This window comes from Microbacterium sp. SORGH_AS_0862 (assembly GCF_030818795.1).
In the GTDB taxonomy this organism is placed as follows: Bacteria; Actinomycetota; Actinomycetes; order Actinomycetales; family Microbacteriaceae; genus Microbacterium.
The window spans coordinates 587,806-610,796 of the sequence record NZ_JAUTAY010000001.1 but is presented as its reverse complement, the minus strand read 5'-3'; the positions used below and the strand labels follow the sequence as shown (position 1 = coordinate 610,796).

The 22,991-nt window shown below is 70.3% G+C and carries 23 protein-coding genes; 12 read left to right on the top strand and 11 right to left on the bottom strand.

Annotation, left to right across the window (positions count from 1 at the left end; all coding sequences use genetic code 11):
- Nucleotide 1: 1 nt before the first annotated feature.
- The 4 genes from QE377_RS02930 to QE377_RS02915 are packed head-to-tail and all read right to left on the bottom strand — an operon-like array spanning nt 2 to nt 4,015.
- Nucleotides 2-961, bottom strand: coding sequence for a MoxR family ATPase (locus tag QE377_RS02930; protein ID WP_307319577.1), 960 nt, complete (start codon nt 959-961; stop codon nt 2-4).
- A complete protein-coding gene (locus tag QE377_RS02925) occupies nt 958-2,100 on the bottom strand; it encodes a DUF4350 domain-containing protein (protein WP_307319576.1) in 1,143 nt (380 codons plus the stop codon). Before QE377_RS02925 ends, QE377_RS02930 begins: the two co-directional genes overlap by 4 nt.
- Nucleotides 2,097-2,732, bottom strand: coding sequence for a DUF4129 domain-containing protein (locus QE377_RS02920; protein ID WP_307319575.1), 636 nt, complete (start codon nt 2,730-2,732; stop codon nt 2,097-2,099). The genes QE377_RS02925 and QE377_RS02920 overlap by 4 nt, the downstream gene beginning before the upstream one ends.
- Nucleotides 2,729-4,015, bottom strand: a complete 1,287-nt coding sequence (locus QE377_RS02915; protein ID WP_307319573.1) for a glycerophosphoryl diester phosphodiesterase membrane domain-containing protein — start codon at nt 4,013-4,015, stop codon at nt 2,729-2,731. The genes QE377_RS02920 and QE377_RS02915 overlap by 4 nt, the downstream gene beginning before the upstream one ends.
- A 149-nt stretch (nt 4,016-4,164) precedes the next feature.
- On the opposite strand from QE377_RS02915, the gene mtrA reads away from it, so the two are divergent.
- The 5 genes from mtrA to hpf all read left to right on the top strand — a co-directional run bounded on the left by mtrA (nt 4,165) and on the right by hpf (nt 9,666).
- Nucleotides 4,165-4,845, top strand: coding sequence for an MtrAB system response regulator MtrA (mtrA, locus tag QE377_RS02910; protein ID WP_307319572.1), 681 nt, complete (start codon nt 4,165-4,167; stop codon nt 4,843-4,845).
- 2 nt (nt 4,846-4,847) lie between these two features.
- Nucleotides 4,848-6,530, top strand: coding sequence for an MtrAB system histidine kinase MtrB (mtrB, locus tag QE377_RS02905; RefSeq protein WP_307319569.1), 1,683 nt, complete (start codon nt 4,848-4,850; stop codon nt 6,528-6,530).
- Complete coding sequence (locus tag QE377_RS02900) at nt 6,527-8,191, top strand: LpqB family beta-propeller domain-containing protein (RefSeq protein ID WP_307319566.1); 1,665 nt, start codon at nt 6,527-6,529, stop codon at nt 8,189-8,191. The genes mtrB and QE377_RS02900 overlap by 4 nt, the downstream gene beginning before the upstream one ends.
- Before the next feature lie 93 nt (nt 8,192-8,284).
- A complete protein-coding gene (locus QE377_RS02895; protein ID WP_307319562.1) occupies nt 8,285-8,941 on the top strand; it encodes a ComF family protein in 657 nt (218 codons plus the stop codon).
- Nucleotides 8,942-9,006: 65 nt separating this feature from the next.
- Nucleotides 9,007-9,666, top strand: a complete 660-nt coding sequence (gene hpf, locus QE377_RS02890) for a ribosome hibernation-promoting factor, HPF/YfiA family (protein WP_307319560.1) — start codon at nt 9,007-9,009, stop codon at nt 9,664-9,666.
- A gap of 57 nt (nt 9,667-9,723) precedes the next feature.
- On the opposite strand, the gene QE377_RS02885 is transcribed toward hpf, so the two are convergent.
- Nucleotides 9,724-11,040, bottom strand: a complete 1,317-nt coding sequence (locus QE377_RS02885) for a hypothetical protein (protein ID WP_307319558.1) — start codon at nt 11,038-11,040, stop codon at nt 9,724-9,726.
- A 56-nt stretch (nt 11,041-11,096) separates the two neighbouring features.
- Nucleotides 11,097-11,669 carry a PadR family transcriptional regulator gene (locus QE377_RS02880; protein ID WP_307319556.1) on the bottom strand — a complete coding sequence of 191 codons (573 nt, stop codon included), beginning with the start codon at nt 11,667-11,669 and terminating at the stop codon, nt 11,097-11,099.
- Nucleotides 11,670-11,890: 221 nt separating this feature from the next.
- On the opposite strand from QE377_RS02880, the gene secA reads away from it, so the two are divergent.
- Complete coding sequence (gene secA / locus QE377_RS02875) at nt 11,891-14,677, top strand: preprotein translocase subunit SecA (RefSeq protein ID WP_307319553.1); 2,787 nt, start codon at nt 11,891-11,893, stop codon at nt 14,675-14,677.
- Nucleotides 14,678-14,717: 40 nt separating this feature from the next.
- Here secA and QE377_RS02870 read toward each other — a convergent pair whose 3' ends face one another.
- Entirely contained in the window at nt 14,718-15,176 is a 459-nt protein-coding gene (locus QE377_RS02870) for an Lrp/AsnC family transcriptional regulator (protein ID WP_307319551.1), read from the bottom strand.
- A gap of 140 nt (nt 15,177-15,316) precedes the next feature.
- On the opposite strand from QE377_RS02870, the gene QE377_RS02865 reads away from it, so the two are divergent.
- Entirely contained in the window at nt 15,317-16,543 is a 1,227-nt protein-coding gene (locus tag QE377_RS02865) for a pyridoxal phosphate-dependent aminotransferase (RefSeq protein WP_137416395.1), read from the top strand.
- Between the two features lie 55 nt (nt 16,544-16,598).
- Here QE377_RS02865 and QE377_RS02860 read toward each other — a convergent pair whose 3' ends face one another.
- The gene (locus QE377_RS02860) at nt 16,599-17,033 is read right to left on the bottom strand and encodes an Rv3235 family protein (RefSeq protein ID WP_307319548.1); all 435 of its coding nucleotides are present in this window, start codon (nt 17,031-17,033) and stop codon (nt 16,599-16,601) included.
- Nucleotides 17,034-17,149: 116 nt separating this feature from the next.
- Between QE377_RS02860 and QE377_RS02855 the strand changes: the two genes are divergently transcribed.
- Nucleotides 17,150-17,746: a hypothetical protein gene (locus QE377_RS02855; protein ID WP_307319545.1), complete on the top strand. Its 597-nt coding sequence runs from the start codon at nt 17,150-17,152 to the stop codon at nt 17,744-17,746.
- 5 nt (nt 17,747-17,751) lie between these two features.
- Here the strand turns inward: QE377_RS02855 and QE377_RS02850 are convergent, their stop codons facing one another.
- Nucleotides 17,752-18,033: a helix-turn-helix domain-containing protein gene (locus tag QE377_RS02850; RefSeq protein ID WP_307319542.1), complete on the bottom strand. Its 282-nt coding sequence runs from the start codon at nt 18,031-18,033 to the stop codon at nt 17,752-17,754.
- Nucleotides 18,034-18,147: 114 nt separating this feature from the next.
- Between QE377_RS02850 and QE377_RS02845 the strand changes: the two genes are divergently transcribed.
- The 3 genes from QE377_RS02845 to QE377_RS02835 are packed head-to-tail and all read left to right on the top strand — an operon-like array spanning nt 18,148 to nt 21,554.
- Nucleotides 18,148-18,774 (top strand): SAF domain-containing protein, encoded by a 627-nt coding sequence (locus tag QE377_RS02845; protein ID WP_307319539.1) that lies wholly within the window; start codon nt 18,148-18,150, stop codon nt 18,772-18,774.
- The gene (locus QE377_RS02840; protein WP_307319536.1) at nt 18,771-20,051 is read left to right on the top strand and encodes a P-loop NTPase; all 1,281 of its coding nucleotides are present in this window, start codon (nt 18,771-18,773) and stop codon (nt 20,049-20,051) included. Before QE377_RS02845 ends, QE377_RS02840 begins: the two co-directional genes overlap by 4 nt.
- Nucleotides 20,052-20,060: 9 nt before the next feature.
- The gene (locus QE377_RS02835; RefSeq protein ID WP_307319534.1) at nt 20,061-21,554 is read left to right on the top strand and encodes a sensor histidine kinase; all 1,494 of its coding nucleotides are present in this window, start codon (nt 20,061-20,063) and stop codon (nt 21,552-21,554) included.
- A gap of 77 nt (nt 21,555-21,631) precedes the next feature.
- On the opposite strand, the gene QE377_RS02830 is transcribed toward QE377_RS02835, so the two are convergent.
- Complete coding sequence (locus tag QE377_RS02830) at nt 21,632-21,880, bottom strand: WhiB family transcriptional regulator (protein ID WP_121060093.1); 249 nt, start codon at nt 21,878-21,880, stop codon at nt 21,632-21,634.
- 245 nt (nt 21,881-22,125) lie between these two features.
- On the opposite strand from QE377_RS02830, the gene QE377_RS02825 reads away from it, so the two are divergent.
- The gene (locus QE377_RS02825) at nt 22,126-22,515 is read left to right on the top strand and encodes a histidine kinase (RefSeq protein WP_307319529.1); all 390 of its coding nucleotides are present in this window, start codon (nt 22,126-22,128) and stop codon (nt 22,513-22,515) included.
- Nucleotides 22,516-22,518: 3 nt separating this feature from the next.
- Here the strand turns inward: QE377_RS02825 and bcp are convergent, their stop codons facing one another.
- Nucleotides 22,519-22,989: a thioredoxin-dependent thiol peroxidase gene (gene bcp / locus QE377_RS02820; protein ID WP_307319526.1), complete on the bottom strand. Its 471-nt coding sequence runs from the start codon at nt 22,987-22,989 to the stop codon at nt 22,519-22,521.
- Nucleotides 22,990-22,991 lie beyond the last annotated feature (2 nt).

Genomic DNA, 22,991 nt, shown 5'->3' with positions numbered 1-22,991 from the left:
GTCAGATCGGAACCCTCGTCTGAGCGAGGACCGAGGCGAGCATGCCGTCCACCGTGACGCCCTCGAACTCCGCCTCGGGGTTCAGGCGGAGCCGGTGGCGCCAGGTCGGAGTGAGCATCGTCTGGACGTGATCCGGCGTGATGGCCGGGTAGCCGCCCAGCCAGGCCCATGCCTTCGCGGTGGCCAGCAGCGCGGTCGCGGCTCTGGGGCTCGCACCCAGCTGCACCGAGGGAGCGTCGCGGGTCGCCCGCGCGAGGTCGACGATGTAGCCGAGCAGGTCGTCGGAGGCCTCGACGGATGCGGCGGCCCGCTGCGCGGAGGCGATGCCTGCCGCGTCGGTGGCCGGCATCACGGCCTCGAGCGCGCGCGGGTCGAACCCGTCGGCGTGGCGGCGCAGCACCTGGACCTCGGCCTCCCGCTCGGGCACATCGACGCGCAGCTTGAGCAGGAACCGGTCGAGCTGCGCCTCGGGCAATTCGTACGTGCCCTCGTGCTCCACGGGGTTCTGCGTGGCGGCCACGAGGAACGGGACCGGCAGCGGGCGGGTCACGCCGTCGGCGGACACCTGCCGCTCCTCCATCGCCTCCAGCAGCGCCGACTGCGTCTTGGGCGGCGTGCGGTTGATCTCGTCCGCGAGCAGCACCTGCGTGAACACCGGACCCTCACGGAACTCGAACTCGCCGGAGCGCGCGTCGTAGATGAGCGAGCCGGTGACATCGCCCGGCATCAGGTCGGGGGTGAACTGCACGCGGTGCGTGTCGAGTCCGAGCGCGCGGCTGAACGCGCGCACGAGCAGCGTCTTGGCGACGCCGGGCACTCCCTCCAGCAGGACGTGGCCGCGGGCCAGGAGCGCGACCAGAAGCCCGGTGACGACGCCGTCCTGGCCCACCACTGCCTTGCCGATCTCGGTGCGCACGCCGTGCATCGCCATCCGCAGAGCGTCGTCGGAGCTGTCGGTCATTGCGATTCCTTTCGCGGGCGGGAGGGGGTCACTCGCGCCTCGAGGGCGCGGAGATCTGCGGCCAGGCGGGCGAGCGCGCGGTCGTCGGGGACGGGGCCGTCGCCGAGCAGAGCGCGGCTGCGAGCCGGGGGGATGCCGGTGGCGGCGGCGACGGCATCCGCGATGGCCGTGATGTCGGCGCTGCGGGGCACGGACAGCGCGGTGGCGGCGCGCTCGCGGGCGCGCTCGCGCAGGAGCGCCGCGGCATGATCGCGCGCGCCGGCACGAGCATAGAGCCGGCCGAGCCCGCGCGTGGTCTCGCCGGCGCGCACCGTGACCGGGAGTCGCTCGCGGACGAGGGGGCCGAACCGCCGGCCGCGCCAGATCGCGGCCGCCAGAGCCGTCGCGCCGAGCAGGACGATCGCCGGCGTCACCCACGGCGGGGTCAGCTCGCCCAGCGTCGCGCCCGTCGTGCCGGAACCGGCCGCGAGCGCGGGCACGAGCCACACCAGGCGATCGTGCGCGCCCAGCAGGCCCAGCGCCAGAGCCGCATTCCCATCGGAGGCGAGGTGCTCGTTCGTGAAGACGACCGATCCGTCCACGGCGGCGCGCGTCGCGTCCCCTCGCTGCTGCCAGAGCAGCCCGAACGCGTCGTCGACCGGGTAGCAGCCGACCGCATCCGGAGCCGTGAAGGTCGCGCCGACGCTGACGTCTCCCGCGCGCTGCGCCACCGGCAGGTCGCAGTCAGGTGCGACGGGGGCGGCGGTGCCGTATCCCTGGATCCGGCCGTCGAAGAGCAGCCGGATCGAGCGCGCACGCGGGTCGGACACGACCACCGCGTCCGCGCGTTGCGCCAGTGCGGTCAGCTGCGCATCCGACAGCAGGGGCGAGTCGGGCAGGACGAGCGTGTTCTCTCCCTCGCCGAGAGCAGCCTCCGCGGAGGCGACGTCCCGCGTCACGATGACATCGATGCCCTGATCGGAGAGGATGCGGGCGAGGGCGCGCATCCCGTCGGGACCGGGGTCGTCCGGGTCGAATCTGTCGTATGCGCTGAAGCGCATGTTCGCGGAGATCACCGCGCCGATGATGCCGACGACCACGATGACCGCGCCGATCACGGCCCACGTGCGCGCGCGGGCGAGGCGAGGGCGCCCGCTCATCGGTGCGTCACCGGCGCGCGGGACAGCCGATCGTCCAGGTCGCGGACACGTTCGTAGGCTTCGCGGCTTCCCGGTCGGCGGAGGTAGCGGACGTCATCGAAGTCGTGCGCCGCCTCGATGAGCGAGGAGGCTTCGTCGGGGAACACCGCGCCCGCGGACCGTGCGAAGGAGGTCACCGTGGCACCGGGAGCCACCGTGACGTGCTGCCGCTCCTCGAGCCCGCGCGCCAGGGCACGCACGGCGGCCACGGTCGCCGCCTCCCAGTCGCCTCGATCGGCGAAAGCCGCTGCGGTGCGCCGCAACTCGCCGGACCCGGCGCCCACGTCGTCGCCGAAGAGCTCGCCGCGGACTGAGCGGACGAGGCCTCGGGAGCGCGGGCGGCCCCAGATGAGAACGGCCAGCACCACGAGGAGCACGACCAGCAGCAGCGCGCCGACGGCGGCCAAGGGGGCCCACGCCGCATCCACGTCGCCGGTGAACAGCTTGGCGATGCCGTCACCGATCGCTCGCGCGATGCGGTCGAAGGGGGTCGGCTCCGCCGCTCGATAGCTCGGATCCGCGAGCTCCCTCTCGGCGAGACGTCTGGCCTCGTCGCCGTCGGGAATCAACGGCGCGGCCGCGGCGAGGATCACCGCCGTTCCGGACCCGCCTGCGGCGGAGCCCAGTCGGTCGCCGGAGGCGTCGTCGGCTCGTCCGCAGGTCGATCCGCGGCGGGCTGCGTCGAGCCGGTCGGCGGTGCGGATGCGTCGGGCTCGGGCGGCGTGTATGCGGGCGACGTGTACGCGGGCGGCGCGCCATAGCCGGATGCCTCGGGAGCCGGGTAGGCGCCCGGCCACGGGGCGGGCTGCGGCGGCCAGGAGGCGGGCTGCGGTGCCGCGGTCCGGCCGATGTGCCAACGGTAGGGATCGGCGACGCCCGCGCCCATCTGGCGCTGATCGACGTAGGACTGCAGATCGAGATCGAGGCCCTCGGTGCGCATTCGGGCGTCGACGTACACGAGACACGCCGCTGTGGCGTTCACCACGAGCGCGATCGACTGCACCAGCAGAGTCAGTATCTGGATGACGAGGCCGAGGAGGAAGATGCCGATGAAACCGGCGACGTCGGGGTCGCCCGTGGGGGAGAGGACGCCGATGAACATGCCGCTGAAGAGGTTCAGCGGCACGCCGATGATCTGCGTGATGACGTAGAAGCCGACCATGATGACGAGCCACGTCGCGAGGGTGCGCCAGAATCGGCCCCGGGTGAGGCGCCAGGACCGGGCGATGGCCGCGAAGACACCGGAACCCTCGAGGACCAGGATCGGCGTCACGAGGAACAGTCGCGTCGTCAGCCAGAGAGAAAGCGGGATGGCGGCGAGGAAGAACAGGACCGCGGCGACGATTCCCGCGGCCAGGGCGAGCAGGCCGAGCGCGAAGGCGGCGGCGGCCAGGACCGCCACGGCGACGAGCACGGCGCCCGAAGACAGCAGGGTGTAGCCGAACAGGCGCCAGAACGCGGGCCGGATCCGCCGCCACAGGGCGCCGACCGTCAGCTTCTCCGCGACGACGCCGTGTGCCACGTCCGCCACGACCACACCCTGGACGATGACCGTCAGCGCGGAGCTCGCGATGCCGAGCACGAGGCTGGAGATCACGGTGATCGCCGTCGCCCCCGCGAACAGGTCGAGATAGTCGGGGCTCGACACCGGCACGGTCGCCAGGCGCGAGAAACTGGCGAAAGCGATGCCTCCGACGGCGACCAGCAGCACGAGATACGTCGCCATCTGCATGCCCAGCGCGAACCCCAGCAGCACGCGAGGGTTCTGCCGCAGGGCGACGAACGAGCGCCCCAGCACGGTTCCGAACGTGAGCGGATGCAGCGGAACGATTCCCGCGCGTGGAGCGGGCGTCCATCCGGGTTGCGCCGTCGTCATGATCTCCTCGCGGTCGTCATCGTCTTCATCGTGACACACCTGGGCGGCCGCTCGTGGGCCCCGGCCGCCGTGTGGACTACTCTGAAGGGGCGCACGGGGGCATCGGTGGAACCCGGCCGCCGAGCGGACGCAAAGGAAGAACGCGTTTCATGACATCACGCATTCTCGTGGTCGACGACGACACGGCCCTGGCCGAGATGATCGGGATCGTGCTGGACACCGAGGGCTTCGAGACGGTGTTCTGCGCCGACGGCGCGCAGGCGGTCGAGGCCTTCCGTGCCGAGCGGCCCGACCTGGTGCTGCTCGATCTGATGCTGCCGGGCATGGACGGCATCGAGATCTGCACGCGCCTGCGTGCGGAGTCCGGCGTCCCGATCATCATGCTGACAGCGCGTACCGACACCGCAGACGTCGTCGCGGGACTGGAATCGGGTGCCGACGACTACATCGTCAAGCCCTTCAATCCCAAGGAGCTGGTCGCCCGCATCCGCACGCGCCTGCGTCCGGCCGCGACGGATGCGGGGGAGAGCCTGCGCATCGGCGACCTGACAGTGGACGTGGCTGCCCACGAGGTGCGCCGAGGATCGACGCCCATCCCGCTGACGCCGCTGGAGTTCGAGCTGCTCGTCGCGCTCGCCTCGAAGCCGCAGCAGGTCTTCTCGCGCGAGATGCTCCTGGAGCAGGTGTGGGGCTACCACTACAAGGCGGACACGCGCCTCGTGAACGTGCACGTCCAGCGGTTGCGTGCGAAGGTCGAGCTCGACCCGGACAACCCCAAGATCGTCACGACGGTGCGCGGCGTCGGATACCGCGCCGGCGCCGCGAGCTGAGGATGTCCGCCGCGACCGCCCCCCGGCCGGCAGTCCGCCTGCGGCGCGAGCTGCGCGCCTGGCGCACATGGCCGTCGCGGGTGCTGGGGTCGTGGCAGCGCTCACTGCGCTTCCGCACGCTCGTGCTCACGATCGCGCTGTCGACGCTGGCGATCCTCGTGGCGTGCGTCTGGATGGCGCTGGCGATCCAGAACGACCTGTTCCAGTCGCGCCGCGATCAGGTCCTGGGTGATGCACGCCGCGCCACGACCGCGGCGCAGGCCACCCTGGACTCGGCGCTGCAGGGCGACAGCGCCCAGGTGCGCAACGTCGTCGACAGCGTCATGGCCAGCCTCGGGCGTCAATCCGACTCCGATCTGGTCGCGATGTTCCGCGTCGACCAGACCCCCTCGGCCACCGCGCCGCAGGACTTCGCGCTCGGCGGCGGCAACTGGGACGGCCAGATCACGGACGCGTTGCGCGACAAGGTGCGCTCGGACGCCGACGTGCAGTGGTGGCAGTCGATCGCCCTCACCGACGCGTCGGGGCGCGTGGTGCCCGGGATCGCGGTGGGACAGCAGCTGAACGTCGCGGGCGTCGGCGCGTACGAGCTCTACATCGCCTACGATCTGGCCGCGGCCGATCAGACGCTCGGCTTCGTGCAGGGGACCCTCTGGCTCGTGGGGCTGGCCCTCATCGCGATCATCGCGGGGATCTCGTGGTTCGTCCTGCGGTCGGTGACGGTGCCGATCGGCGAGGCGGCGCACACGTCGGCGGAGCTCGCGGCGGGTCGACTCGACGTGAGACTGGACGTGCACGGCGAGGACGAGATCGCCACGCTCGGTCGTTCCTTCAACGCGATGGCCGACAGCATCCAGGCGCAGATCAAGGAGCTCGCGGAGCTCTCGCTCGTGCAACAGCGCTTCGTCTCGGACGTCTCCCATGAGCTGCGCACGCCGTTGACCACCATCCGTCTCGCCGCCGACGTGCTCAACGACCATCGGGAGGCCTTCGATCCGGTGAGCACGCGGGCCGCCGAACTGCTGCACGCGCAGGTGCAGCGATTCGAGACGCTGCTCACCGACCTGCTGGAGATCAGCCGCTACGACGCCGGATCGGTGCAGCTCGAACTCGAGCCCACGAGCCTCGCGCATCTCGCCGAGGACGTCGTCGCCCAGATGCATCAGCTCGCCGAACAGCACGGCAGCGACGTGCGCCTCGTGGCGCCGGGCGGTTACTCGCCCGTCGAGATGGACCCTCGCCGGGTGCGAAGGATCGTGCGCAACCTCCTGGGCAACGCGATCGAGCACGGTGAGGGCCGGCCCATCGTCGTGACCGTGGACTCGGATCAGGATGCGGTCGCGGTGGGTGTGCGCGACTACGGGATGGGCATGCGGCCCGAAGACCAGGAGCGCGTCTTCGACCGTTTCTGGCGCGCCGACCCGTCGCGCAAGCGCACGATCGGGGGAACGGGACTCGGTCTGGCCATCGCGCTGGGCGACACCCGCCTGCACGGCGGAACGCTCGGCGTCTGGTCGTCGCTCGGACTCGGCACCAACTTCGTGCTGACCCTGCCGCGCCGCGCCGGCGCAGAGCCGGCCTCTTCGCCCCTGTCGCTCGCGCCGGAGGGCGACGGCCTCGACGACCTCGGGCTCACGCAACCGATCGACGTCGACAGCGCGCTGCGAGGCAAGGAGTCCACATGAGACGGATCCTCATCGCTCTGCTGGCGGCTCTCGCGCTCGTGCTGACGGCGTGCGCCGGCCTGCCGACGACCGGAACGGTGCAGCCGGGGCCTCAGCTGGGATCGGACTCCGCCGCGCCCGACGTGATCTACCGTCCGGACGGTCCGCAACCCGGCGCGACGGCCAGGCAGATCGTGGACGGGTTCGTGCGTGCCGCATCCGGACCGCAGGACAACTGGCAGGTGGCCCGGCAGTTCCTGTCGGAGGGCTACCGCGATCAGTGGAAGCCGGAGGCGGGCGTGATCGTGGACGTGCTCGCGGACCGCAGCTACGCCGAGATCGATGACGAGATCGTGCTCGATGTCACCCCGCAGGCGACGATCGACGAAGCCGGCACGTACACGCTGTCGGATGAGGGAGCGAGCGTCCCCCTGCCGTTCGCACTCGCCCAGGGCGCCGACGGCGAGTGGCGCATCACGCACGCTCCCGACGGCATCGTGCTGGACGAGGACCTGTTCCGCAACGTGTTCCGCTCGTACGACGTCATGTACTTCGATCCGACGTGGCGCTACCTGGTTCCGGACGTCCGCTGGTTCCCCACCACGAATGCGCTGACGCGGATCGCTGCGGCCGTCGTCAACGGCGAGCCCTCGCCCTGGCTCGCCGCATCCGTCGTCTCCGCTTTCCCCGACAACGTCACGCTCGTCCCCTCCGTCCCGTTGTCCAACGGCGTCGCGCAGGCGCAGCTGAGCGAGCAGGCGCTCGGGTTGGATCAGGTCACCCTGGACCGGATGCAGACGCAGCTCTCCGCGAGCCTGGTCACCGCCCAGGTCACCGCGGTCGAGATGCAGGTCGACGGCGCCCGGGTGAATGCCTCGAAGATCCCGACGCGTTCGACTCTCGTCGACTCCCGGGCGCTGGTGCGCGACGCGGACGGCTTCGGGTATCTCCTCTCGGGCGAGCTCACGCCGCTGCCCGGCCTCTCGCCCGCTCTCCTCGAGGTAGACCCGAGAACCGTGCAGCTCGGGGTCGGTCGTGCCGTCGCGGCCGTCCTGCTTCCGGACGGTTCGGCGGCGGAGGTCGCCGACGACGGCACCAGTCGCGTCGTCGACGAGCGCGCGGGCGTCCTCGCCCCCACGATCGACCCGTTCGGCATGATCTGGACCGTCCCCGCCACCGATCCTTCCCGCGTGCGTGCGACCGGGGCGGACGGCACCGTGCTCGAGGTGCCGTCCGCGTGGGGGGCGAGTCGCATCGACGCGATGCAGATCTCCCGCGACGGCAGTCGGATGGCTGCCGTGCTCACCGCGGGCGGTCGCTCGATGCTGGTGGTGGCCGGCGTCGAGCGGGACTCGGCCGGCGTTCCCAGCGCCCTGGGCCCTGCGGTGTCGCTCACGACGCTCGATGGGCCCACGCGCGGGTTGGCGTGGCTCGACACGACCACGATCGGTGTCGTGTCGGGGGATGCGGCGGCACCGGCCTTCGTGCAGCAGGTCGTGGGCGGTGCGGCGACCGTCGTCGACGCACCCGTGGATGCGGTCGCCATCTCCGGCGCCAATTCGCCGGCGGCGGTGCGCATCCTCGCGGCCGACGGAACGCTGTATGTCCGGCGCCAGTCGAACTGGGTGCAGACCGCGACCGGGGTCCAGGTGCTCGCCACTCAGCAGGGCGACGCCGACTGAGTCGTCCTCCTCAGGGGGCCGACGCGGGCGCGTCGCGTCCACCGGCCCCAGTGCCGACCCCGCGCCGGGCCGTGCGAGCAGCAGAGTGGCCGGGTGTTCGCCGTGCTCTCCGATGCCCTCGCCCTCATCCTGCCCGTCGACTGCGCGGGATGCGGCGCCCCGGACAGCGCTCTGTGCGAGACATGCGCCGACCTGCTCGCCGCGCCGCGGCCGCTGCGCCATGTGCTGGCTTCCGGGCTCGTCGTCCACGCGGCCTTCGACTTCGCCGATCGACCGGCCCGCGCGCTGCGCGCCCTCAAGGAGGAGGGGCGCACCTCACTCGTGAAACCGTTCGCCGCAGCGCTGGCCGCCGCGGCGCGGGCAGGCTTCCCGGATGCGGGGACGCTGTTCGTTCCGATGCCCACCTCTGCGGCGGCCTTCCGCCGGCGGGGACATCGTGTGGTGGAGGCGATCCTCGATCGCAGCGGCCTGCCGACTCTGACGGTGCTGCGCCGCATCCGGAGCACACGCGATCAGCGGGAACTCGGCCGTGTCGAGCGGACGCGGAACGTCGCCGGAAGCCTTCTCGCCCGTCGGCGACTGGACGGCCGACGGGTCGTCGTCGTCGATGACGTCGTCACGACGGGGGCGAGCGTGAGCGAAGCCGCGCGGGCGTTGCGCGAGGCGGGCGCCGAGGTCATGGGAGTCGCATGCGTCGCTCATACACGCCGCTCCGGATTGATCCGTGACACGGACCTGAACCCCGGCTAGCGTGGGGGTGACAAGGCGACGAAGGTCCGCCCTTGACCGGGTGGACCGGAACAAGGAGGTCAAGGATGGAAACCAACATCGTCGGCGTGGGCGTCGGCATCTCGGACCGTTTCCGCTCTGTCGTGGACGAGAAGTCCAGCCGCATAGAGAACATCGCGCCGCGGGCCGCCGGGCTTGAGGTCAAGGTCACCCATCGGGCGTACCGCAACGGTGCTCACGAGGACTCCACCGTCGAATTGACCCTCACCGGCAAGGGGCCGGTCATCCGCGCGGAAGCGGTCGACGGCGACAAGTTCACCGCCCTCGATCTCGCCGTCGACAAGCTGTGCGAGCAGGTGCGCCGCGCCAAGGAGAAGCGCGTCGACGCCCGTAACCATCCGCGCGGAGCCCACTACGAGAAGGGCACGGGCGAGATCGCCGGAATCGATGTGCAGCCCGCATCCGTCGACGTGCTCAAGGCCGTCGCCACGGGCGAGGTGCCGGTGCTCACCGGCGCCGAGGACGAGCAGGACTACACGCCGGTCGTCATCCGCACCAAGCAGTTCGACGCCGAGTGGATGAGCGTCGAGGACGCCGTCGACCGGATGGAACTGGTCGGGCACGACTTCTTCCTCTTCATCGATGCGCGCAGTGACCAGCCGAGCGTCGTCTACCGCCGGAAGGGATGGGACTACGGCGTGATCGCGCTGGACACCCTCGCACAACCGGCGCGCGTCGCCTCCTGACGACGAACGGGAAGGGGTCGCCTCCGAGAGGCGGCCCCTTCCCCCGTCGCGCGGGCGTCAGTCGAACATGTCTCCCAGGAGGCCGCCGATGACCAGACCCCCCAGGATGCCGCCCATGGCGTCTCCCATCCCGCCGCCGCGGCCGCCGCGGCCGTAGCCGCCCCAGTCGTCGTTGCGCGGGCGGGAGGAGTCGATGTCGCGCTGGGCGAGCTGCAGAGCCTCGCTGGCGAGCTGTCCGCTGCGGCGCGCGAGCTGCAGGGCGCTCTCGCGGGATTCCTCTTCGTCGGGGAGATCGGCGATCTCCAGCCGCACGCGCTCCGCCTCGGCGAGACGCGTGCGCGCGTCGGCGCCGATCCACCCGCTGTGACCGTTGATGAGGCTGCGGGTGATCGCGATCTGACGGTCGGCGTCATCGACGGCGTGGCTGACCTGCGCGGGGCTGGGCAGGGGGTGCTCGGCACGGCGTCGCGCCTTGGCGACCGCCTCATCCAGTGCCGTGTTGGCGCTGCGCAGTTGCGAGAGCTGTGTGAAGGGGTCGGCGGGGCTGCCGGCCGGCGGGAGGGCGGCGAGCGCTCTCTCGAGGTCCGTCATCGCCTGCTGGATCTCGGGGTTCGTCGGCAGTGAACGGGCGCGGATGATGTCGTCCCGCGAGTCCGCGATGACCTCGGCGAGCGTGGACTCCGCGCGCAGCGCCTCGATCTCGAAGTCCTCCACGCTGTCCAGGAGCGACTCGGCCCGCCGCACGGCCTCCGTCGCGGCCTCGAGGGCCATGTTCGCCTCCTCGGCGCGATTCGCCTCGCGGCGGCGTACCGACACCTCCGCGCTGTGCGTGGCGAAGGTCAGCACCTGCTCCGCCTCGGCGGGGGCGTTCTCGACCTGGCTGAGGGCTGCGGGGGAGTAGCGCCGGTGCAGGCGCTCGACGACCTCGCGCGCGCCGGGCACGCGTTCGCGCAGCCTCTCGGCATCCGCGCGGACACCTGCGAGCACCTGTGGCGCCTGTCGGATGCGGGCGACCGCCCCCGCCAACGCGGAGGTGCGGTCGTCGAGGAGGTCCTCGGCCCACTCGCAGAGCTGCACGATGCGCGCATTCCGGGTGCGCAACTCCTCCGGGGTGTCGGGGATCTCGTCGTGATTGAGCTGGTGCAGTTGGAAGGCCTCGCCGAGGTGGGTGCGCACGGCCTGCAGCGCCTCGCGCAGCTCCTTCGTCGAGCGCTCGCCGAGTTCCGCCTCGGCGAAGGCGAGCTCTTCCGTCGTCGCGCGGATGCGCTCGTCCGCGGCGACGAGACTCTGCTGCGCGCGTCGGGCGAGATCGGCGTCCTGCGCGTCGATCTCGGCCTGCTGTTCACGCTTTCGCTTACCCCAGAAACCGGCCATGGCTCGATCCTAGGCGCGGTGGATGTGCCCGTTCCCAGCCGGAACGGATCGGACGCTCACGCGATCCGCGCGGGGCGTCCCCGGCGCGGGCGGAATTGCGAGAGCGGCTGGACACGGGACGCCTCGGGGGTCTCCGCCAGCCTCTCGAGGACGCGGTCCAGCCACCGCACCTGCGCCTCCGCGCCCGCCACGTGCGCCTCGTGGGCGATCGACCGCGCGAGATCGTGCTCCTCGGTCGCGGCTGCGCGCGCCTGTGCGAGCCGGTCGGCGGCGGCATCCCGTTCGGCGCGGGTCGCCGCTTCCGCATCCACGCCGGGCAGCGTCGCCGCCAGAGCGATCTTGGTAGCGACCTCGTCTCGCGAACCTCTCGCGGTGGGAAGAGGCCGGAGGAGCCACCCCGACACGGACGCGACGCCCGCCTCGGTCGCGGCGTAATAGACGTGGCCCTGCGCGTCGACGGCGCCCTTGACCACCAGACCGTCACGCTCGAGCCGATCGAGCGTGTTGTAGATCTGGCCGACGTTCACGCTCCAGTCCGATCCGCTGCGTCGCTCGAGTTCGGAGCGCAGCTGATAGCCGTAGCACGCGCCCTGCGCGAGGATGGCGAGCAGCGACTGCCTGACCGACATGGGGCTCCTTCCGAGGCGGCGGGGGACGCATATATGCATACCGGGAAAGGTTCCGGGCATCCTCGCGGCGCGCCGCGGGGCCGCGGCTGGGTGGGCAATGGCTTTGAACCCGTCGTTCGTCGTGCTCTGAGAGGTCACAGACGGATAACATGGGGGCGGTGTGCCCGGGTTCCGGGTGCGACTGGGCAGAAGCACGCCCACCCGACAGATGGAGATGCCACGTGGCCAACCCTCTCGAGAAACTCCTCCGTGCCGGCGAAGGCCGCGTCATCCGCCGCCTGCAGCAGGTCGTGAAAGCCGTCGGTGCGCTCGAAGAGGAGTACACGCAGCTCACGGACGAGGAGCTCCGCGGCGAGACGGCGGAACTGCGCGCGCGCTATCAGGCGGGGGAGACGCTCGACGAGCTCATGCCCGAAGCCTTCGCCGCCATCCGCGAGGCCGCCAAGCGCACGCTCGGCCAGCGCCCCTACGACGTCCAGATCATGGGTGGTGCGGCGCTCCACCTCGGCAACATCGCCGAGATGAAGACCGGTGAGGGAAAGACGCTGACCGCGACCTTCGCGGCCTACCTCAACGCCATCGCGGGTGAGGGCGTCCACGTCATCACGGTCAACGACTTCCTCGCCAGCTATCAGGCCGAGCTGATGGGACGTGTGTATCGCGCGCTGGGGATGACCACGGGCACGATCGTCTCCGGCCAGACGCCCGAGGTGCGCCGGGAGCAGTACAACGCCGACATCACCTACGGGACGAACAACGAGTTCGGCTTCGACTACCTCCGCGACAACATGGCGTGGCGCAAGGAGGACCTCGTCCAGCGCGGCCACTTCTTCGCGATCGTCGACGAGGTCGACTCGATCCTCATCGACGAGGCCCGCACACCGCTCATCATCTCCGGGCCCTCCTCGGGAGAGGCCAACCGCTGGTTCGCGGAGTTCGCCAAGATCGCGCGCACGCTCGAGGCCGGCGTCGACTACGAGGTGGACGAGAAGAAGCGCACGATCGGTGTGCTCGAGCCCGGGATCGAGAAGGTCGAGGACTACCTCGGCATCGACAACCTCTACGAGTCGGCCAACACGCCCCTCATCTCGTTCCTGAACAACTCGATCAAGGCCCTCGCGCTCTTCAAACGCGACACCGACTACGTCGTCATGAACGACGAGGTCATGATCGTCGACGAGCACACGGGCCGCATCCTCGTCGGACGCCGCTACAACGAGGGCATCCACCAGGCGATCGAGGCGAAGGAGGGCGTTCCGGTCAAGGCCGAGAACCAGACGCTCGCCACGGTGACGTTGCAGAACTACTTCCGTCTGTACGACAAGCTCTCCGGCATGACCGGTACCGCCGAGACCGAGGCGGCCGAGTTCATGTCGACCTACAAGCTCGGCGTCGTCCCGATCCCGACGAACAAGCCGATGATCCGCAAGGACCAGCCCGATCTCGTCTACAAGAACGAGCAGGCCAAGTTCGCCCAGGTGGTCGAGGACATCGCTGCGCGCCATGAGAAGGGGCAGCCCGTGCTCGTGGGCACGGTGAGCGTCGAGAAGAGCGAGTACCTCTCACGCCTGCTCGCCAAGAAGGGCGTCAAGCACGAGGTCCTCAACGCCAAGAACCACGCCCGCGAGGCGGAGATCGTCGCCCGCGCCGGACGCCTGGGTGCGGTCACGGTCGCCACCAACATGGCCGGCCGAGGCACCGACGTCATGCTCGGCGGCAACGCGGAGTTCCTCGCGGTGCAGGAGATGAAGAGCAAGGGCCTGGACCCGGTCGAGACTCCCGAGGAGTACGAGGCCGCGTGGGACGAGGTCTACCAGCAGGTGCGCGACACCGTCGCGGCGGAGGCCACGAAGGTCGTCGAAGCCGGCGGCCTGTACGTGCTCGGCACCGAGCGCCACGAATCGCGACGCATCGACAACCAGCTGCGCGGTCGTTCGGGCCGTCAGGGCGACCCCGGCGAGAGCCGCTTCTACCTGTCGCTGACCGACGACCTCATGCGACTGTTCCAGTCGGGCGCGGCGGAGGCGATCCTCGCGCGCACCAACTTCCCCGACGACGTCGCGATCGAGTCCGGAATGGTCTCACGCGCGATCAAGAGCGCGCAGGCGCAGGTCGAGGCTCGCAACGCCGAGATGCGCAAGAACGTCCTGAAGTACGACGACGTCCTGAACCGTCAGCGTGAGGCGATCTACACGGACCGCCGCCAGATCCTGCACGGCGATGACATCCAGGAGCGCGTCACGAAGTTCATCGAGGACGCGATCGACGCGATCGTCGACGACCACACCGGCAGCGGGCACACCGAGAGCTGGGACTTCGATGCGCTGTGGACCGAGCTCAAGACGGTCTACCCCGTGGGCGTGACGATCGATGAGGTCGTCGCCGAAGCGGGCGAGAAGGGTCGCGTGACCCCCGGCGGCCTCAAGCGTGAGCTGCGCAGCGACGCATCCATCGCGTACGCCGCGCGCGAGGAGCAGCTGGGCGAGCAGGCGATGCGCGAGCTCGAGCGTCGCGTCGTGCTGCAGGTGCTCGACCGCCGCTGGCGCGATCACCTGTACGAGATGGACTACCTGAAGGACGGCATCGGACTCCGGGCGATGGCTCAGCGCGATCCGCTCATCGAGTACCAGCGCGAGGGCTACGAGATGTTCCAGGCGATGATGGGGCAGATCAAGGAGGAGTCCGTCGGGTTCCTCTTCAATCTCGAGGTCGAGGTGCGTCGTCCGGACGGCGAGCACACCGAGGTCGAGGCCAAGGGCCTCGTCGCCCCTTCGGTCGAAGGTCAGCGGCTCGAGTACAGCGCCCCCACCGAGGACGGCGACGTCGAGGTGCGCAACGACCGCGGCCAGGTGCAGAAGGCGGCCACGGGCCGTGCGCGCCAGGCCGCCGCTCCCGCCGCCGCAGCGCCGCCGGCCGCCGAGGCCCCGCGCGGTGCGTTCGGTCAGCGAACCGAGGCCCCCCAGCCCGAGGCGCAGAACCGCGCACAGCGCAGAGCGAAGAAGAAGTGAGATCGGCGAGCGCCCCGTAGGATGCGGGGCGCTCGCTCGTTCAGGGGGTGCCCCAGTCGAAGGACTGCTTGCGCACCTCGAGGTAGACGAACGTCTCCGAGGAGATGACGCCGGGGATCGTGCGGATGCGGGCGTTCAGCAGTTCGGCGAGGTCCTGATCGGATGCGCAGACCACCTCGATGAGGATGTCGAAGCTCCCCGCGGTGAGCACGAGGTAGTCGACGGCCGAGATCTGCTCGAGCTCGGCGGCCACGGCACGGCTGTCGCCACTGACGCGCAGGCCCACGAGCGCCTGGCGGTGGAAGCCGAGGCGCATGGGATCGGTGACGGCGACGACCTGCATGATCCCCGAATCCGTCAACCGCTGCACCCGCTGGCGTACGGCAGCCTCGCTGAGCCCGACGGCTTTGCCGATCTCGGCGTAGGACCGGCGCCCGTTCTCCTGAAGCTGTTCGATGATGCGTTTGGAAGTGTCGTCGAGGCGATCGCGCGCGGCCATGGAAGTCCTTCGGGTAAGGGGTGTTACCCCTTCACCGTATCGGCGGCGATTGTGTGAGAACCGCCGAATGACGTGCGCGAACCGCCAGTCGTGCCAGCGGATGCGGATTGGCCCGGCCGAGGCCGGACTATCCTGATCGGATGAGCTCGCTGCGCCCCCTCGACCAGTCCCGGAAGCTGAAGGATGTCCTCTACGAGATCCGCGGCGAGGCCCTGGTCGAGGCCGACAGGCTCGAGGCCGAGGGGCACACGATCCTGAAGCTCAACACGGGAAACCCCGCGGTCTTCGGCTTCGACGCGCCCTTCCAGATCGTGCGCGACATGATCGATGCGATTCCCTCCGCGCACGGCTACAGCGAGAGCAAGGGCATCATGTCCGCGCGCCGCGCCGTCGTGTACCGGTACGAGCAGGAGCCGGGATTCCCGCCTTTCACCCCCGATGACGTGTACCTCGGCAACGGCGTCTCCGAGCTGATCACGATGACGATGCAGGCGCTGCTGGACGAGGGTGATGAGGTCCTCATCCCCGCACCGGACTACCCGCTGTGGACGGCCATGACGAGTCTGGGCGGCGGTACGCCGGTGCATTACGTCTGCGATGAGCAGAACGGCTGGCAGCCCGACATCGAGGACATCCGTTCCAAGATCACCGATCGCACCAAGGCGATCGTCGTCATCAACCCGAACAACCCCACCGGTGCCGTCTACACGCGCGAGGTGCTGACCCAGATCGTGGAACTCGCGCGCGAGCACTCGCTCCTCCTGCTGGCCGACGAGATCTACGACCGCATCCTCTTCGACGACGCCCGCCACATCCCGCTGGCCACGCTCGCGCCCGATCTGCTCTGTCTCACCTTCAACGGCTTGTCCAAGACCTACCGCGTGGCCGGCTACCGCAGCGGCTGGATGGTCATCACCGGACCCCGCCACCATGCGAGAGGCTTCCTCGAGGGCATCAACCTGCTCGCGTCGACACGGTTGTGCCCGAACGTCCCCGCGCAGCACGCGGTCCAGGCGGCGTTGTCGGGCGTTCAGTCGATCGATGCGTTGATCGCTCCGACCGGTCGCCTGCACGAGCAGCGGGATGCGGCTTGGGAGGGCCTCGAGGCGATTCCGGGTGTGTCCTGCGTCAAGCCTGCCGGCGCGCTGTACGCTTTCCCGCGGCTGGATCCCGAGGTGCACGAGATCCGTGATGACGCGAAGCTCGTACACGATCTCCTCGTTGCCGAGCACATCCTCCTCGTGCCCGGAACGGGGTTCAACTGGCCGACCCCGGACCACCTGCGGATCGTGACGCTTCCCGAGGCCCGCGTGATCGCGGAGGCCATCGAGCGCCTCGGGAACTTCCTGTCGTCCTACCGCCAGTAGGCCGGTCGGCGGTCAGGGGCGGGCGGTCAGCGGACCGCGGGCGATGAGAGCATTCTCACAGGAGGGCGAGCGAGGTCGCCCGCCAACGGCGGTCCATACCCTCCAGGCGGATGGCGACAGCGCGCGTGCGCGCGGGACCGGCGACGACCACGACGGCCTCGACGACGCCGTCGGCGGGCTCCGAGTGGTGCACGCTGAGGATCGAGTGCACGGGGCGGGCCGCGGCGACGCCGCGCGCGCTGCGGGCGCGGGTGGCGAGGTTCACACGCGTGAGAAGGGCACGGTAGGTGTCCTCGGTCATCCACCGTGCCAGCTGATCGATGTCACGGACCCCGGCAAGGGCCTCGAGCACGCCGTTGGTGAGGTTGCGCACGAGCGGCACCGGATCCGGCAGCTCGGACGAGGGCGTCGGCTGCGGCGCGAAGAAGTCTGCGGACAAGCGCATGAAGCTGCGTTCGGGGCGCGTCGCGCCGGTGGCGATCTGAACCATCTGGGCCTCACATGAACGGGGATCCTGAGCGGGATCAGTAGAGCAGTTCGGCCAGGTCGGAAACGGTTTGTGGAAAACTTCTCATGATTGCGGGGGCATCGGTCTAATCTCGCGGCGTGCGCTGGGAACGCTTCTTCGAAGACCTGCAGGGGCAGTTCGATGCCGAGTGGGAAGCGGAGCGCGCGGTCTTGGACACGGAGGCCGAGCGGCTGCGATTGTCACGCGTGACGCTGCGGGAGAGGCTTCTGGTCCTCGCTCGCACGGATGAGACGCAACGCCTCGACCTCACCGTCGATCTGCTCGCTGCGGATGCCCTGATCGGCGTTCTGACCGCTGTCGGCGCCGATTGGATGGGACTCGAGATGCAGCGGCGCAGTGTGCTCGTCCCGGTCGCGTCGGTGTCCTCCGTGGGCATGGGGGAGAGCGACCTCCTGCGCACGGCGCGACCGCATCCTTCGCCGCGCGTGGGAGTGTCGGAGCGCATGGGGATGGGCTTCGTCCTTCGCGACCTCGCACGTCGACGCGTTCCCGTGACCATGCAGGTGGGAACGCGCGCCGTCGCAGGGACGATCGATCGAGCCGGGGCCGACCACCTGGATCTCGCGTTGCACGACATCGATGAGCCGCGTCGCGCCGCGAGCATCCGCGGTTACCGTCTGGTTCCGTTCACCGCAGTGTCCTGGGTGCGGTGGGAGGGCGTCGACGTGCTCTGAGCCGTTCAGTCGGGATTGCGCACCCGGCCATGACCCCAGAGCTCCGGGAAACTGGCGGCGTTGGACTGCCGCCAGAGCGCCATCCGGCGGGCGTCCTCGGCTTCGTCGTCGAGGTAGTCCGACACACTGGCCTCTTCGATGCGCCACTGGCGGCTCTCGCCGACGCGGACGCCGCGCAGTCGCCCTTCCATGACCAAGGCGATGACCTCGTCGACCGACACCGACAGCGCCTCGGCAACGGATGCCGGGGGGAGGAGGCGGCCCTCGGGCGGGGTCGTGTCGGGCATGCCCTCAATTATGCGGTGCCGTTCCGACACCTCGGCGCGGTGGCACGCCATGTGGATAAGAGCGCTGTGGATAAGATCCGACGGCCCGACACCGCCTCGGTCAGCATGTACGCCATGACAGCTCAGGTCGCGCCCCGCCAGCGCCCCCGCGCACTGTGGGCGGACGCGCGCTTCGTGATCGGCGTCGTGCTCGTCCTCGTCTCCATCGCCGGCGTCTGGTTCGTCGTCGCATCCTCGCGGCAGACCGTCCCGGTGTACGCCGCGACGCGAACTCTGCTGCCCGGCGAGAGCATCTCGCCCTCGGAGCTGCGCGTCGTCGACGTCGCGCTCGGGTCGCTCGAGGGCGCCTACGCGTCGGGCGACACGCTCCCGCCGGACGCCGTGGTGACAAGAACGATCCCCGCCGGCGAACTCATCCCCGCGGCCGCCGTGGGTGCCGCGTCCGAAGTGCGCACCACTGCGATCGTCGTCCCCAGCAGCACCGCTATCCCCGCCTCCGTCGAGGTCGGGACGCCCGTGGAGGTCTGGGCCGCGCCGCTCGACGGCGAGGGCGTCCGGCAGGCTCCCCGCATCCTCGTCGCCGATGCGGCGGTCGCGGCTCTTCCAAGCAGCGACTCTGTGATGGCGGCCGCGGCACCATCCATCGAACTCGTCGTGCCGCGCGAGTCCGTGGCGGACGTGCTGTCGGCGCTCGCGGGGGAGGCGACGCTGTCGGTGGTCCCGGCGCAGGGGGTGTCGTGATCGCGCGCGTGGTGCTCGTCCTCCCGAGGCCGTTCGCTCTCGGACTGCGGGAGCAGCTCCTCCTCGAGGGCGCCGCCGAGGTCGCGATCTATCCTCCCGACAGGTTCGCGGCCACGGTCGCGTTCGGTCATGGGCCGGATGCGGAACTGGAAGCACTCCTCGGCGCGGCCGACGCTCTGGTGCTCGCCGCGCGCGTCGAGCAGCTGACCGCTCACACCGTCGCCCTCGCGGACGCCCGTGGTGTGCGCATCCTCCCGCTCGGCGATGATGCGGGCGCCGCTCGTCTCGCCGCCGCCTTCGGGCTCTCCTCTCCCGTTCCGGTGACCGGCTCGGCCCGGGATGCGGCGGCCGCCCTCGCCACGGCGTCCGCATCGCCCGTGAGCATCCGACCCGCTGTCCCCGGCCCGCGCCTGGTCGCCGTCTGGGGGCCGCACGGTGCTCCCGGGCGATCCACCATCGCGGTGGGCCTCGCCGCCGAGCTCGCCCGCGGCGGGCGTCACGTGGCTCTGGTGGATGCGGACGCCCACGCGCCCTCCCTGGCCATGGCCCTCGGCCTGCCCGACGAGGGGCCCGGATTCGCGGTCGCCTGTCGCCAGGCCGAGCTGGATGCATTGGACGACGTCGAGCTCCAGCGCATCGCGGTGGCTCTCGGCGGCGCCGATGTCGACGTGCTGACCGGTCTCAACCGCCCGTCGAGGTGGCCGGAGCTCAGCGAGAAGCGCGTGCGTGCCGCGCTCGCCGCCTGCGCCGGATGGGCCGAGCACACCGTGGTGGACGTCGCCGCATCGCTGGAGCGGGACGAAGAGATCGTGAGCGATGTGGTCTCCGGGCCCCGCCGGAACGCGGCGACACTGGCCGCGCTCGAGAGCGCCGATCACATCGTGGCGGTCCTCGCCGCCGATCCGGTCTCCGTCGCGCGATTCCTGCGGTCGGTGGGGGAGCTGCGGGCGATCGTGGGATCCACGCCGCTGACGGTCGTCGTGAACCGGCTCCGCCGCGGCGGTGTCGGCATCGATGCCCGCGGACAGCTCCGTCGCACGCTGGAGCGCTACGCCGACATCCGCGAGATGTGGTTCGTGCCGGAGGACCGCAGGGCGGCGGATGCAGCGATGCTCGCCGCACGGCCGGCCGCCGAGGTCGCCGGTCGGTCGGCGATGGTCTCCGCCATCCGCCGGATCGTCGGGGAGGCGCTGCTGCCTCCGACGCCCGTCGCGACCACCCGACGCGAACGCCGCAGCGGTCGAAGCCCGCACGAACGGTGGGCCGCCTCCGCATAGGGTGGAGTGGTGTCGACCCTCAGCGATCTCGTCTACGCGCACGGCTTCTCCGATCCCGCAGATGTGGAGTGGCTGCACCGGCTCGCCGGAGACGGACAGCTCCTGGCGGATCTCGCCTTCGCGGACATCGTGCTGTGGGTGCCCACGGAGGACGACTCCTTCATCGCCGTCGCGCACACGCGTCCCTCCGGCGCGGCGACGCTCTTCTACCGCGACATCGTGGGCGACCGTGTGCGACCCCAGTGGCGCGCCCAGGTGCGCGAGGCCTTCACCACCGGTCGCATCGTGGATTCCGCGTCGCCGGACTGGTTCGAGGAGACCCCCACGCGCGTGCGCGCCGTGCCCGTCGTCCGCGCCCGCTCGGGGGCGGATTCGCACGCCCGCGTCCTCGGCGTCCTCACGCGTCACACGAACCTCGGAGAGGCCCGCACGCCGTCGCGTCAGCAGATCACCTTCAACGACTGCGCCGACGACCTGTTCGGAATGGTGGCGACGGGCGAGTTCCCCGACGTCGCCGCACCCGCGTCACCGCGCCGAGGTGCGCCCCGTGCGTCCGACGGCCTCATCCGGATCGACGTGGACGGACTCACGACGTTCGCGAGCCCGAATGCGCTCTCCGCGTTCTACCGGATGGGATTCGAGGACGAGCTCGAGGGCGAGCCGCTCGTGGAGGTCATCACGCAGATCCTCCCCGAGAAGCGGCAGTTCGACGAGTCGCTGCCCGTCGTCGCCACCGGCCGCGCGCCGTGGCGCGTGGACATCGAGGCCAGGGGGGTCACGGTGGCGCTGCGCGCCATTCCGTTGCGCGATCACGGCAACCGCATCGGTGCGATCGTGCTGTGCCGCGACGTGACCGAGCTGCGTCACCGCGACCAGGAGCTGATCACCAAGGACGCGACGATCCGTGAGATCCACCACCGGGTCAAGAACAACCTGCAGACCGTCGCCTCGCTGCTGCGCATCCAAGCCCGTCGCACACACTCGGACGAGGCCCGCGACGCCCTCACGCACGCCACGCGGCGCGTGTCGGCGATCGCCGTGGTGCACGACACTCTGTCGGAGGGCCTCACGCAGAACGTCGACTTCGACGAGGTCTTCTCACGCGTGCTGAAGCTCGTGGCCGAGGTGGCGGCCGCGCCCACGACGCGGGCCCGCACCCGCAAGACCGGTTCGTTCGGAACCCTGCCCAGCGAGTACGCGACGCCGCTGGCGCTCGCCCTGACCGAACTCGTCACCAACGCGGTCGAGCACGGCCTGGCGGGGCAGGAGGGCGAGGTGGAGATCGCTGCGGAGAGGTCCGAGGACAACCTCGAGGTCCGGGTCCGCGACACCGGCGTCGGCCTTCCCGAAGGTCAGGTGGGCCGCGGGCTGGGCACGCAGATCGTGCGCACCCTGATCCAGGGCGAGCTGGGCGGCACGATCGACTGGCACACGATCATGGGTCGCGGCACCGAGGTCACGATCGACATCCCGTTGCGCTACATCGACCGCGGCGAGGTGTGAGAACGACGCATCCGCCGCACCTGGCGCCCGTGGGCGCCGGAACGGCGGATGCGGAGTTGAAATGCGATTCCGTGCGCTCAGGAAGCGCGACGGGCGCGCGCGGCGCGACGCTTGAGGGCGCGGCGCTCATCCTCGGAGAGGCCTCCCCAGACGCCCGAGTCCTGGCCGGTCTCGAGGGCGTACTGCAGGCAGATCTCCGTGACGGTGCAACGCGCGCACACGGATTTGGCCTTCTCGATCTGGTCGACTGCCGGACCGGTGTTGCCGACCGGGAAGAACAGCTCCGGGTCTACGGTCAGGCAGGCTGATTTGTCGCGCCAATCCATGTGATGTTGCTCCTCAGGCGTCGGAAAAAGGTCAGAACGGGTGGGTTGTGAAAGAGCCCGGATCGGGGTCCGGTACCCTGTGTGATGTGCGAGCTTCAGCTCGCCCCACGCCGCTGTGGGAGCACACGACGTCGTCAATCGTTCCATAGTCACCAGGGTGAATCAAGGGTTCACCGGTTGTTTTGTGTCCCGTCACCAAACGCATGCGCCCGAATACTGTCCGATCCCACAACTCCGGAGATGTCATGCGAAACGACCTGCTGAGCCTGGTGGCGGGTGGACTCGTGGTCCTGGAAGGCGTCTCGCTCGCGGGGCTCGCGGTCTGGCAGCTGATCGCACTCGCGCAAGGCGACACCGCATCCACGGCGACGGCGATCGCACTGATCGTGCTGACGCTTCTCGGTGCCGCGCTGGTCGTCGCATTCGGCGTCGCGGCGGCGCGCGGCCGATCGATCGGTCGCTCGGGGGGCATCGTGGTCCAGCTGCTGGTGCTCGCTGTCGCGATCGGAGCCGTGACGGGGACGTACGGACACCCGCTCAACGGGCTCCAGCTGGGCGTTCCCGCGTTGATCGTGCTCGTGCTTCTGATCTCGGCGGCGCGCCGGGCGGCGCAGAACGCCCGGCGCGAGGACTGATCCTCAGCCGTCGATACCGAGGAGCTTGCGGAGTCGGGCGACGTGGCCGGTGGCCTTGACGTTGTAGAGCGCCTGCTCGATGCGTCCGTCGGCGTCGAGCACGAACGTCGAGCGGAGCACTCCCTCGACGGTCTTGCCGTAGTTCGTCTTCTCGCCCCACGCGCCGTAGGCGTCGTGCACGGCGTGATCGGGGTCGGACAGCAGCGGGAAGGTGAGGCCGTCGCGCTCACGGAACGCCCGGAGCTTCTCGGACGAGTCCCGTGAGACGCCGAGCACGGTGTACCCGGCTGCGGTGAGCGACGAGAGGTTGTCGCGGAAGTCGCACGCCTCGGTCGTGCACCCCGGGGTCATCGCCGCGGGATAGAAGTAGAGGATGACGGGTCGGCCGCGGAACTCCTCGAGCGAGACGGCGTCGCCGTCCTGGTCGTGGAGGGTGAAGTCGGGGGCGAGGTCGCCGGGCTGCAGCTGAGTCATGA